Annotated in this window: 11 protein-coding genes; 5 read left to right on the top strand and 6 right to left on the bottom strand. The window is 36.0% G+C overall.

Going from position 1 to position 13,452, the window contains the following annotated elements; translation table 11 throughout:
• Positions 1 to 23: 23 nt before the first annotated feature.
• Positions 24 to 686: a GntR family transcriptional regulator gene (locus tag L0B53_RS12780; RefSeq protein WP_235059995.1), complete on the top strand. Its 663-nt coding sequence runs from the start codon at positions 24 to 26 to the stop codon at positions 684 to 686.
• Positions 687 to 1,064: 378 nt separating this feature from the next.
• Here the strand turns inward: L0B53_RS12780 and L0B53_RS12775 are convergent, their stop codons facing one another.
• Genes L0B53_RS12775 through L0B53_RS12750 form a run of 6 tightly spaced genes read right to left on the bottom strand, consistent with a single transcriptional unit; the run spans position 1,065 to position 8,202 of the window.
• Positions 1,065 to 2,684, bottom strand: a complete 1,620-nt coding sequence (locus L0B53_RS12775; protein WP_235059994.1) for a gamma-glutamyltransferase family protein — start codon at positions 2,682 to 2,684, stop codon at positions 1,065 to 1,067.
• 10 nt (positions 2,685 to 2,694) lie between these two features.
• Positions 2,695 to 3,582 (bottom strand): ABC transporter permease, encoded by an 888-nt coding sequence (locus tag L0B53_RS12770; protein WP_235059993.1) that lies wholly within the window; start codon positions 3,580 to 3,582, stop codon positions 2,695 to 2,697.
• Complete coding sequence (locus tag L0B53_RS12765; protein ID WP_235059992.1) at positions 3,582 to 4,535, bottom strand: ABC transporter permease; 954 nt, start codon at positions 4,533 to 4,535, stop codon at positions 3,582 to 3,584. Before L0B53_RS12765 ends, L0B53_RS12770 begins: the two co-directional genes overlap by 1 nt.
• 55 nt (positions 4,536 to 4,590) lie before the next feature.
• Entirely contained in the window at positions 4,591 to 6,087 is a 1,497-nt protein-coding gene (locus L0B53_RS12760; protein WP_235059991.1) for an ABC transporter substrate-binding protein, read from the bottom strand.
• A gap of 23 nt (positions 6,088 to 6,110) precedes the next feature.
• Positions 6,111 to 7,190: an ABC transporter ATP-binding protein gene (locus L0B53_RS12755; RefSeq protein ID WP_235059990.1), complete on the bottom strand. Its 1,080-nt coding sequence runs from the start codon at positions 7,188 to 7,190 to the stop codon at positions 6,111 to 6,113.
• A complete protein-coding gene (locus tag L0B53_RS12750; RefSeq protein WP_235059989.1) occupies positions 7,168 to 8,202 on the bottom strand; it encodes an ABC transporter ATP-binding protein in 1,035 nt (344 codons plus the stop codon). Before L0B53_RS12750 ends, L0B53_RS12755 begins: the two co-directional genes overlap by 23 nt.
• A 147-nt stretch (positions 8,203 to 8,349) precedes the next feature.
• Between L0B53_RS12750 and L0B53_RS12745 the strand changes: the two genes are divergently transcribed.
• From L0B53_RS12745 to L0B53_RS12730, 4 genes are all read left to right on the top strand, one after another.
• Complete coding sequence (locus L0B53_RS12745; RefSeq protein ID WP_235059988.1) at positions 8,350 to 9,033, top strand: GntR family transcriptional regulator; 684 nt, start codon at positions 8,350 to 8,352, stop codon at positions 9,031 to 9,033.
• 74 nt (positions 9,034 to 9,107) lie between these two features.
• On the top strand, positions 9,108 to 10,736 hold the full coding sequence (locus tag L0B53_RS12740) for an ABC transporter substrate-binding protein (RefSeq protein ID WP_235059987.1): 1,629 nt from the start codon (positions 9,108 to 9,110) through the stop codon (positions 10,734 to 10,736).
• A 28-nt stretch (positions 10,737 to 10,764) separates the two neighbouring features.
• Positions 10,765 to 11,550: a nitroreductase family protein gene (locus tag L0B53_RS12735; RefSeq protein ID WP_235059986.1), complete on the top strand. Its 786-nt coding sequence runs from the start codon at positions 10,765 to 10,767 to the stop codon at positions 11,548 to 11,550.
• Between the two features lie 357 nt (positions 11,551 to 11,907).
• The gene (locus tag L0B53_RS12730) at positions 11,908 to 13,272 is read left to right on the top strand and encodes an MFS transporter (RefSeq protein WP_235059985.1); all 1,365 of its coding nucleotides are present in this window, start codon (positions 11,908 to 11,910) and stop codon (positions 13,270 to 13,272) included.
• Positions 13,273 to 13,452 lie beyond the last annotated feature (180 nt).

Here is a 13,452-nt window from a genome sequence, read left to right as displayed (position 1 = left end):
ATTATGAAAAAAGGCATCAGGGAATGAAACAAACAAAAAGCACGCTAGTTTATCGAGAAATAAAGAATAATCTTATGAAAGGCCAATATTTACCGGGTGAAAAACTAAAAATCAGCGATTTAAAAGCAGAATATAATTTTAGTTTAGCCCCTCTTCGAGAAGCGCTTAGTCAACTAGCTGCACAAGGATTGCTCAATCAAGAGATTAACAAGGGCTACTCTATTCCTCACTTAAGCCTTGACGATATTTTAAATATTAAAAATGGGAGGGTATTAATCGAAAGTGAAGCCCTAAAATTATCATTAAAAAATGGAGATATAGATTGGGAAGCTAAGCTAATAAGTGCTCACCATAAATTAGAAAAATATTCATTAGCACCTGAGACCTTAGAAGAGTGGAGTTACGCTCATGAAGCATTTCATTCAATTTTACTTTCAGGGAGTACAAACCATTATCTAATCAATTTTTCGACTCAGTTAAATCTTGCTTTAAATAAATATCGCAGCATTAACGGTTCAGACGTTCTAATAAGAAAGACATTAGACAAACAGCATTATGAATTGCTTCAATGTGCTTTAAATCGTGATATAGATAAAGCAACAAAAATTCTAGTTGAACATATCGAACTATCTTGCCAATCTGCGATTAACTCATTACAAGAAGCATCAGAGAGTGTCAGTATATAACGCCAATAATTAGAGTGGCTAATAGTCGAAAGCACATGAAATTCAATGAGTATGGGTATAGTTATAGTTATAGTTATAGTTATAGTTATAGTAAATGATGGGACAAACAACTGTAGGTTTCATTTTTTTATTAATATACAACCCTAGTAACTTCAAGAATCGCCGTAATATGATGACAGTAGTATTGCGTTGCTAAAAATAAAATAGCAACGCAATACTATACCTAAAATAATTGGCGTTGCTAGTAGGCGGCAAGTGAGTGAGGCTCCATGAGTATAGGTGTACTATATGATTGGAGCGAATGAGCGACGCCAACAACCTAGCAACTTCAAGTAATAACGAGATATCAATTAATTATAACTAGAATGATTCACCTCGTTAATAACTTGCAACCGCTCCGTCAGTTCTTCCTTCTGTACCACCAATTAAAACACCAGTTTCTGGGTCTTTAACGATGATCTGTCCGCGTCCAAACACACCAGACTCAGCTTCAATTTTAATATCATGCCCTCGCTGTAATAAAGATAAAATAGAATGATTATCTAACGATTGCTCGACTAAGACAGTTTTTTCTTTCATCCATTGCCAACGTGGCGCATCTAAAGCCGATTGTGGGTTTAACTTATAATCTATCAAGTTCATCGCGACTTGAAAGTGTCCTTGAGGTTGCATGAATCCCCCCATAACACCAAACGGCCCTATTGGTTGACCATCTTTCATAATAAAACCAGGAATAATGGTATGTAACGTCTTCTTTTCTGGTTTTAAATAATTTGCATCATTTTCATTCAATGAGAAGTTATGACCTCGATTTTGCAAACTAATCCCTGTTTCAGGTACCACTAACCCTGAACCAAACCCCATATAATTGCTTTGTATGTAAGAGACCATATTCCCATCTTTATCCGCTGTTGCCAAATAAACAGTGCCCGATGATTTAGGATTATCGTGAGTGAACACTTGAGCTTTATGGCTAATTTTTTTGGCTTGGGATTGTCCATATGATACAGATAGAAGATCATCAGTAGAAAGATCCATATCAGCAGGGTCAGTAATATAATGTAATCCATCAGCAAAAGCTAACTTCATTGATTCAATTTGAAGATGAAGATCAAGCTCGTTTCGAGTTTTATTATATTCATGGTTATTTGCAATATTCATTGCCATTAAAGCAATAATACCTTGTCCGTTAGGGGGTATTTCACAAAAATCATACCCACGATAATTCAACGATACCGGTGTTATCCATTCCACTTCGTGTTTACTTAAATCATCAAGAGTAAAATAACCACCAGTTTTATCTGAATATTCAACTATCTTTTTAGCTAAATCACCATAGTAAAAAGACTTCGCATCGGTCTCACCAATCTCTCTCAAGGTGCGAGCATGGCCTTCTAACTTCCAAACATCACCAAGTTGAGGGGCTACGCCATCTTTAGTAAAAGTATCAAACCAAGAAGAAAGTGGTAACTCAGGCTGGTCTATTCTAATTTTATTAAACTTCTCAACTGCCTTCTTCCAGTATTTGGCCAAAGTAGGCGAAAGTGGGTAGCCATGTTTTGCATATTCAATAGCGGGGACTAAACATTCTAATAAAGATAAATTCCCCCAGCGCTCAGAAAGTGCAGCCCATGCTGATGGAACGCCAGGTACAGTAACAGGTTCCCAGCCATAACAGGGCATTTCTGAATGTCCTTGCTCTTTTAACATCTTTGCTGTTAAATTTTTGACTGACTTTCCAGAAGAATTTAAGCCATGCAATTGATCTTTCATCCAAACAATAGCAAAAGCATCACCTCCGATACCATTGGATGTAGGCTCGACCACCGTTAATGCAGCGGCTGTCGCGATTGCAGCATCCACGGCATTGCCACCTTGTTGTAGAATTGATAAGCCAGCTTGTGCCGCTAAAGGTTGCGAGGTTGCAACCATCCCATTTTTTGCATAAACAGCATTTCGCGCTGAAGAGAATGGGTATACAGGTGAATGAAGATCCATATCATTATCCTTAATGTGATTTAGGGTCAAATGCATCTCTTAATGCATCTCCCAAAAGATTAAAAGCTAGCACTACACTAAAAATTGCTAATCCAGGCCAAACTGCCATCCATGGAGCTTGAGTCAAAAAACCTTTAGCTGAATTCAACATGCTTCCCCAACTTGCCTCAGGAGGCTGCTGTCCTAAACCTAAAAATGATAGACTTGACTCAGCAATAATTGCACTCGCTAAAGAGAGAGTGACTTGAATGACTAACGGTGCAGATATATTAGGTAAAATATAACGTATTAAAATCCCTGTATGTGACACACCCACAGATATTGCAGCTTCGACATATTCAATATGTTTAATGGATAATACCTGCCCTCTCGCTAAACGAACAAAAACCGGCACACTAGCTAAGCCAATAGCTATCATTGCATTCGTTAAATTAGCCCCTAAAGCAGCCGCGATAGCAATAGCTAAAATTAAAGATGGGATTGCCATTACTGCTTCTGTACAGCGAGATATGACTGCATCTACACGACCGCCAAAATACCCAGCTATCATTCCTAAGGGCACACCAATTAACACCGCGATACCAACAGAAAAAAATCCAGCCATTAAGGATGCTCTTGCGCCGTAAAGTATCCTAGATAAAATATCACGCCCTAATTCATCTGTTCCCATTAAATGATGTAATGAAGGAGCTTGCCGTATAGCTAACCAATCCGCTTTATTTGGAGAATAAGGGGCAACTTGAGGAGCAAATATTGCCAATAATGCAAAAGATAAAATCACGATTAACCCAAACCAACCAACTTTATTTGCCTTAAATTTCAGCCAAGTTCGGTTGTTTTTTAAAGAAGTGAAAAATCTATAATTACTTTTAGGCTGTAGGACACTAATATTGGACATTACCCCACCTCTTGATGTCTAAGTTTTGGATTAAATACGTAATAAGCAACATCGGCTAAAATATTACAAATAATAAAAGAGAGCGCAGAAAATAGAACAACGCCTTGAACAACAGGAAAGTCACGGTTATACACAGAATCAACAATTAGCTTCCCTAACCCAGGAATAGTGAAAACTTGTTCAGTTAAAACAGCTCCTCCCATTAATTCACCAAATTGAATTGTAGAGAGTGTAATCACTGGGATAATTGCATTTTTTAAACCATGCTTAATAAATATAATGTAACGATTTACACCTTTGGCTCTTGCTGTGCGGATATAATCTGCATGTAAAACCTCAGACATTGCCCCTCTTGTATGTCTAAATAAGACAGCCGCAATTCCAGTACCCAAAACTAAACTAGGCATTATCATTGTTTGTAAATTTAACAGTAGATCTTCTTGAGGACTGACATATCCAGATGCAGGCAATACCCCCCATCGAACAGAAACTAAAAGTATTAACATAAAGCCTAGCCAAAAGTTAGGTATTGATTGTCCAGCTAAGGCGAAAAAACTAGATATAACATCCCATTTGGAATTTTTTTTAACAGCAGCAATAACCCCCATTGGAATACTAATTAAAAGAGCAATTAGCATTGATAAAAGACTAAGTTCTAATGTGACTGGAAGTTTTGAAATTAAAAGTTCCATAACAGGTTGTGCTGTTCTTATCGATGTCCCAAAATCACCTTGAACTACGCCACTCAACCAATAAAAATATTGCATCAGTACAGACTCATTCAAATGATATAACTCTCGAATATAAGCTAAAGCTTCAGGGCTCTTATCCTCACCAGCTAAAACTAAAGCAGGATCTCCCGGTATCATTTTCTGCAAAATGAATATAATAAGAGATATAAGAAATAAGGTTGGAATAGATGATAACAATCGCTTAAGTATAAATGTAAGCATAAAAAATCCCTTTTAAATGACTCACCAATTAAAAATAATTGGTGAGTTTAGTCTATTACTGTTTAATTACATCTCTAAGGCGAGGCATTCCATCACCATACCCCTTAAAACCAGTAATATCTTTGCTTACACCCCATTGCCATTTTGGATGATAAAGATATAGATAAGGACGATCATTTAAGACAGTTTTCATCGCTTGTTGATAGAGATCGACTCTAATCTCATGTTGATCTTCAGATCGTGCTTTTGAAATTAAAGTTTGAACATCATTATTGTTATAATTATTTTCATTTAAAGCCCCACCTTTAGAATAATAACTAAATATATTACCATCAGGATCTATTCGCCCGCTCCAACCAATTAAAAACATCTCATAGTCACCTTGAGCCTGTTTTTGGAGAGATGTTGCAAACTCCGTTGCTTTAATATTCAACACAAATCCAGCTTCGCCAGCCATTGCTTGTATTACTTGAGCAATATGCAAGTTTTCAGTCGTATTTGGCACCATAAAATCAATCGTTGGATTTGGTTTTCCAGCTTTTTCTAATAATTGTTTTGCCGCAGTAATATCTCTTGCAGGAAAAGTGGCATTTTTATCATAAAAGCTACTATTAGGCGGGACCCACTGATTACCAGCTATATATTGATTGGAAAAAACAACTTGATTAACAATATTTCGATCAATCGATAATTCAAATGCTTTTCTTACATCCGCATTTTTAACAGCTGACTCTTTACCTTGATTTAGACCGTAACCTAAGTTGAATGTAATCCCATTAAAGCCAATACCTGCAGCTTCAACTAGTGTTAATCTATCCTCAGATTTTAAGCTTGCTATATCTGTTGGCGCTATTCGTTCGGCAATATCAACTTGACCAGACTTTAAATTAGCTAAACGGATTGTCGTATCAGGAAGAGGTAAATAAGTGACTTTCTCAAAGTGGTAATGATCCGCTTCCCAATAGCTGTCATTTTTATCTAGCACTATTTTGTCCTGTGCTACACGACTCTCAAATTGATAGGGGCCACTACCAATTGGCATTTTAGAAAACGCTTCATTTGCCTGTTTTGCCGCTGTCATTGAAACCATCATTCCAGATCTATCGGCTAAAGCAGCTAAAAGTGGTGAGAATGGTTCACTTAGGTTAAAGCGAACCGTGTATTCATCAACAACATCGACAGTTTCAACAATTTTCAGATCCCCCTTACGGCGAGAGCTTTCCATGTTCTTTGAACGATCAATATTAAATTTAACAACTTCGGCATTAAATTTAGATCCATCATGAAAAATAACATCATCACGTAATGTCATTTCTAGACTTCTCATATCAGTGCTCCAAGCCCAAGATGTCGCCAGCATTGGTTTAAAACTTAAATCCTGATTGATATCGATAAGTTTATCAAAAATATTTGTAAATACTTCACGTCCAACCATAGAGGTGCTTGTATCAGGATCAAGAGCATCAGGATCCGCATTAATCGCAATAGTTAAATCTTTGGCATAAACAAATGGTGACAATGTCAGCATTGCCACCGCTAATACTTTCTTCATAAAATATCCTTATTTATTGTGTTTTAAACTGTTTCTAATTTAATTTTTTTGCTTGCAGAGAAATGTTTATATAACTCACTTCTTTCAATATATTCTTGTGTATATTGATTGACAGAATCATGACTATTTATACCCATAATCTCACTTTCATATAAACAACTTGATCTATGCAATTTATCTGTTGTTTTTAAAGCCACTCGATGGTTCAAACAATCATCTTTTGCATACCGACATCTAGATGCAAAAAAACAACCTTTGGGTAACTCTAAAGGTGATGGAATTTCACCAAATAAAGGTGAAATACTATTCCCACCAGCAACCGGGTGAGGTATCGCAGATAATAATGCTTGGGTATAAGGATGCTTAGGTTGAGAATAAATCTCATTTTTGGATCCACTTTCAACCACTTCGCCAAGATACATAACAAGAACTCTATCTGCCATATGTTCAATAACAGATAAATCATGAGATATTAAAACTAAAGTTAAACCAAATTTAGCCTTTAACTCATTTAAAAGATTAATGATTTGAGCTTGGACAGAAACATCTAATGCAGATAATGGTTCATCTCCAATAATCAATTCGGCTTTTGTTGCTAATGCTCTTGCTATTGCTATCCTTTGTCGCTGTCCCCCACTAAATTCCTGTGGGTAGCGATTCGCATAACTTGGATTTAGTCCAACTAGATTAAGTAACTCTAATACTTCATCCTCTAATTCATCGCCTTTTAATTTATGATGAATCTTCAATGGTTCAGATAAAGTATCTCTAATTGTCATCCGAGGGTTTAAAGAAGCAAAAGGATCTTGAAATATCATTTGCATATCTTTTCGGGCATTCCGCATCTCTTTTTTGTCTAACTCAATTAGTGATTGCCCCTTAAAGAAAACTTCTCCACTACTTGGTTCATGCAGTCTTAGTAATAAACGTCCTAAAGTAGACTTTCCGCACCCAGACTCTCCCACAATTGCTAATGTTTCTCCGGCTTTTACAGAGAAGCTGACATTATTAACAGCATTTAAAACTCGCTTTCCTGGTAATAAAAACTGCTTACTTAAATGATTAACTTCAAGAATATTATTAAGCGACATATTTACTTTCATCCTGCACATTAAGTGTGAAAAAAGACTCTAGTGGAGTAAACCAACAAGTACTTTTATGTTCATTCTGATGGTAAGTTGTTGATGGCTTCTTTTCACATTGAGGCTGAGCCATTGGGCAACGTGTTCTGAAACGACATCCACTTGGCATTTCAGTTACAGGAGGTACTAAACCTTCAATAGTATTCAGTTTATTGATATTCTCACCAATACGAGGAATAGAGTTTAGTAAGCCGATAATATAAGGATGTTGCGGTGACTCTAGAATTAAAGATGTTTTACCTTGCTCAACAATTTGCCCTCCGTACATAACAACGGTCTCATCAGCAATATTTGCTACAACACCGAGATCATGAGTGATCAGGAGGATTGACATCCCTTCTTCTTCTTGTAATTTTTTTAGTAATTGGATTATTTGAGCTTGAACTGTGACATCTAAAGCCGTTGTTGGCTCATCGGCAATCAGTAATTTAGGCTTATTAATAATAGCCATCGCAATCATCACTCTTTGACGCATTCCACCTGATAATTGATAAGGGTATTCTTTTAGCCTATCTTTCCCTTGAATTTGAACCTTTAGAAGAGTTTCAACAACAAGCTCCTCAACAACGCTTTCCGACAAAGACGGATTATGCGTTATGACAGCCTCTTTTAACTGATCACCAATAGTTAATGTTGGGTTAAGCGATGTCATCGGTTCTTGAAATATCATCGCAATATCTTGCCCACGCAATAATTCAAATTGAGGTTCATCTAGAGATAGTAATTCAGTATCATTAAATGAAATTGAACCAGAAAAGCTTAAGGATGAGGATGAGGAGGTTTGGTTAATTGGATGCTGTAACCCCATAACAGTTAAAGCAGTCAAGCTCTTTCCACAACCACTTTCGCCAACTAAGCAGGTGATTTTTCCTTTTTTTAGCTCAAAGGATATATCATCAAGAATTTTAGCTTGCCCAATATGCGTATCAACATTTAAGCTTAAGTTAGTGATTTTTAGTACATTGCCTTCCATTGCAATCCATCCTGTTAAGAATCATTAATAAAAAAATATCGATATTTTTACAAAATGTCAACAAAACAATAATGGTATACTTAATCAAAAAAATTGCATAAATTATATATAACTCACTCAATCACATTAAAAAATAAGGGGCATAATATGTCGATAACTACGGCAGATAGTCTATATACCTCGCTTAAACACGAGATTATAAAGGGGACTTATCCGCCAAATAAAAAACTAAAACTTTCAGAAATTAAAGATAAATATAACGTTAGCTATAGTCCATTACGTGAAGCACTGTCTCGTTTATCTGAAACTAGATTAATTACACAAACGGGTCAAAAGGGCTTTAAAGTTGCTGATCTGTCTCTAGATGATTTCTTAGACATTGTAAATCTTCGTATTCAGCTTGAACTTCAAGCATTAAACGCTTCGATTATTAATGCAGATATTGAATGGGAAAGTAAGCTACTCGCAGCACATCATAAATTAATTAAACAGTATCAAATAACCAAAATAAACACCTCTATTGAAGAAATTAATTTATTGGAAAACTTACATAGTGATTTCCATCAAATGCTTCTTTCTAAATCACAATCTAAGTGGTTATTATTTTTTATAAATGACTTAAATACACAATTTGATCGTTATAGAAGATACTTTTCACCCTATACGTATCAAAATTCGTCAAGTGTTAATGAGCATACTGACATTCTAAATGCCTCTTTAAATCGTGACGCTAATTCTGCCGCTCAGTTATTACAAAATCATTTAACTCACTCTGCAAATGTAATCATTGAAGCGATTAAAGAAAATACTTCTACTTACTCGACGAGTTAGTCAGTTGACTTTTTCAAATTGAAATTGTTATAGTATCGTACTAGCCAGCAAGTACGACATATTAAAGGACTAATATGAAACGAAAAACATTAAAAACAGCCGCGTTATTTAGCTCTCTCTTTAGCCTCAATCTAATCAGTTATTCAATCATTGCTGCCGAAGTGCCAGAAGGAACTGAACTAGCACAACAACAAGTTTTAGTTCGTGGTAATGGCATGGAGATTGTTTCCATAGACCCTCACAAAGTTGAAGGTACACCTGAATCTAATGTTATTCGCGATCTTTTAGAAGGGTTAGTTAATCAAGATAGCAAGGGTGATATGGTGTCTGCCGTTGCCGAAAGCTGGATGAATCAAAATAACTCAACGTTTACTTTTAAATTACGTAAAGAAGCAAAATGGTCAAATGGAGATCCTGTTACCGCCGACGATTTTATTTATAGCTTTCAACGTGGTGTCGACCCTAAAACAGCTTCTCCCTATGCTTGGTACTTTGAAAAAGCAAATATCGTCAATGCCAGTGATATCGTTAAAGGATTAAAGGGTAAAGATCAATTAGGTATCAAGGCCCTTAATCCCTACACTCTAGAGATTAAACTCAATAAACCAACGCCTTATTTTATTAAAATGCTAGCACACACAGCAATGAAACCGGTGCATCAGCAGACGATTCAACAGTTTGGTGATAAGTGGACATCACCTAAACACTTTGTAGGAAATGGAGCTTTTGTTCTTGCTGACTGGGTGTTAAATGAAAAGATAGATTTGGTGCGTAATCCTAATTATTGGGATAACCAACATACTGTTTTAAACTCGGTGACTTTTTTACCGATTGATAACCAAGTTTCCGAAATGAACCGCTTCTTATCTGGCGAAATTTCAATCACTAACGATATCCCCTTAGCCAATTATCAACACTTAAAGAATAAATACCCTGATAACGTCGTCACTAAAGGGAACCTTTGTTCCTATTATTATGAGTTTAATTCGCAGAAAGCACCGTTTGATAATGTAAATGTCCGAAAAGCCCTCTCCTACGCAATTGATCGAGATGTCATTGCTAATAAAATCATGGGGCAAGGGCAAAAACCAGCTTATACATTTACCCCTGAGATTGTTAATGGTTTCAATACAACAAATGAGGATTATGCTCAATTAACCCAAGCTGAACGTGTTGAAAAAGCAAAGAAACTGCTAGAACAAGCAGGATTTAATGAAGAGAACCCTCTTTCATTTTCTCTGTTGTATAACACTTCCGATAACCACAAAAAAATAGCGATTGCGGTGCAATCTATGTGGAAAAACAGTTTAGGAGCAGAGGTTCAACTAGAAAATAAAGAATGGAAGTCTTATGTTGAGTCACGAAAATCAGGCGATTTTGACGTAACACGAGCAGGTTGGTGTGGGGATTATAACGAAGCATCTAGTTTCTTATCCGTACTGCAATCAAATAACTCAGCCAATACTGGTCAATATTTTAATGCTAAATTTGAAGACCTATTGGATCAAGCAACTAAAATACAAGATCTCAATCAAAGAGGTGAATACTACACTGCTGCTGAAAAGATACTGACACAAGATATGCCTGTAGCACCTATTTATCAACAAGTCAGTACACGTTTGATCTCAAAGCAATTAAAAGGGTATCCTATTAATAATGCAGATGACCGTATTTACTCAAAAGATCTCTACATCATAAAATAGATAAAATTAAAATTTATAAGGATATATTATGGATATTATTTCCCATCTTCATGGACACCGCTCAATTCGCCAATATAAAGATCAAGTGATTCCAGCAGACGTTTTAGATGAAGTATTACAAGCGGGTATTCGAGCATCATCATCAGGTAATATGCAATCTTACTCCATCATTGTGACTCAAGATGAAGAACGACGCCAAGCATTATTTCGACCACATATGGAACAAAATATGGTGGTTGATGCCCCCGTACTTTTGACCTTTTGTGCAGACTTCCGCAGAATGAAAAAATGGTTAACGTTAAATGATGCAAATCAGAATTTTGATAACTTTATGAGCTTTATGATTTCTGCGATTGATGCAACGTTGGTTTCTCAAAATGTTGCGATTGCCGCTGAAGCAAAAGGTTTAGGTCTATGTTATATGGGGTCAACTCTGGCTAACTGTGACCAAATTGGTGAAATCCTTGAACTACCTGAAGGCGTAGTTCCTGTTGTTGGTTACTCTTTAGGTTACCCTGATGAAAACCCAGAAGTTCGTGACCGCCTACCGATGAATGGCTTAATTCACCAAGAAACTTATCATGACCACAGCGATCAAGAGATCATTGATATCTATAAGCAGCGTGAAACTGATGGCTGGAATCGTTATATGAGTATTCCTGAGTTAAAAGAGAAAATAGAAGCTTCAGATGTGAAAAACCTAGCTCAACTTTACACCTCGCTAAAATATACTCGTGAATCACATCTAGAGTTTTCTCAAACAGTTCTTCATTATCTGGAAAAACAGGGATTTATGAATCACAAACCTGACTAATCCCCCTTTTAAAGCCACTTTAAAATAATGAAAGGATACCTAATTGCTAACGAATATAATGTTATCGTTAGCTATCCTTCATTCCTTCTTTTTATAGATATCTCTAATTTTATGAGAGAAGCAGTGATTAAATACCGACAAACAATAATATTGCCAAAATAATTAGCGTTGTTCCTAAGCGGCAAGAAAATGAGGTGGCATGAGTATAGATTGACTATATGATTGAGCGAATGAATGCAACCAACAACCTGTCAACTTCAAAATTACGAAGGGGATATAAATGACGATCAGGTATAGATAACGCTTCAGAAAGCTCTATCATTAAATATCCTCAGCGAGAAGGGATTCCTTTTATTTATGCCTACGACTAAAGAGCTTTTAAAAATAAGCAATGTTCGGTACTTTATTATGTTTCGTACCTGTTATTTTGCACGTTTTTATTATCCGGTATTCACCCTACTCTATTTAGACTATGGTTTAACGCTCTCACAATTTGCCTTATTGAATACTGTTTGGGCTGCAACCATTGTTTTGGCTGAAGTTCCTTCGGGAGCTTTTGCTGATACATTAGGTCGAAAAAAATTAGTTGTACTCTCTTCAATCATTATGTTTATTGAGATAGCGCTTATTGCTTTCGTTCCGACAGGTAATCCCACTTTTCTATTTTCAATATTCTTAATCAACCGCGTTTTAAGTGGTTTAGCAATGGCTCTTGCGAGTGGAGCTGATGAAGCTCTGGCTTATGACACATTGAAAGAACAGGGTCATGAAAAAGAATGGCCACAAATTTTACAAACGTTACTGCGTGTATCATCGACAGTTTCGATTGTTGTTACGATTGTGGGTGCCAGTATGTATGATCTAAATGTGATGGGTTATATTTTCAATTTTTTTAGTTTTACTGCGCCAGAATCAACAAAAGAGATCATGAGGATTCCTGTTTATGCAACGTTGATTGTTGCACTATTGGCTTTGTACGCTGCCATTAATATGGTTGAACCTAAAAAGAACAATCAGATAAAAATCGAAGATAGAAACAATCTGACTAATAAAGAAACGAAAAATGCCAAAATTTTAGCTAGCTTAAAACTTACAATGCAAACAGGAAAGTGGGTTATTGCCACTCCTAGCGTACTATTTATCTTACTCTATTACAGTCTATTTGAGCAGACATCTCGTATGTTTCTCACCATGAACAGTCAATATTATCGAGCGATTGATATCCCTATTCTCTATTTTGGTTTTATAGGTGCTGGAATTAATATAATGAGAATTGTATTCGCTGGTTTTAGTCGGCGTTTAGCCGAAAACATGAAGCCTATTCACTTTATTCTTATGATGGGATTAGCAGCGACCTTAACTTATTTTGCGATTGGTTTTGGTTTTTCTATCTATGGTTTAATTCCTGTTTTAATTTTAGTTTTTATCACGACCACGGTAAATATGTTTATTAGTTACCATTTAAACTTGAGAACAGAATCACACCATCGTGCCACTGTATTAAGTTTTAAAGGATTAGTGTTTAATATCGGTTACGGTAGTATTGGATTACTATATGCCTATTACTACGCTTTGATTTCTAAAGGTTACACAAAAAAAGAGATAGATAATGATGTGGCATTTTTAGCTTCACTTCCCGCTTTCTACCTCTATTTCATTACTTTATTTATTATTTTAACATTGTTATTTTGGCGAAAAAACAGACAGCGAAAAGTTTGGTAGATACTTCCTCATCATGCTGATATTTCATACTATACCTAAAGTAATTGGAGTTGCTAGTAGGCGGCAAGTGAATGAGGCCCTATGAGTATAGGTTTTCTATATGATTAGGGCGAATGAATATCGCCAACAACCTAGCAACTTCAAGTAAGAAGGGTATATCAGTATGATGAGATAACTAAA

The sequence above is a fragment of the Vibrio sp. SS-MA-C1-2 genome (genome assembly GCF_021513135.1).
Lineage (GTDB): Bacteria > Pseudomonadota > Gammaproteobacteria > Enterobacterales > Vibrionaceae.
Note: the sequence above shows the minus strand (reverse complement) of the source record. Positions and strands in the feature narration are given on the sequence as shown.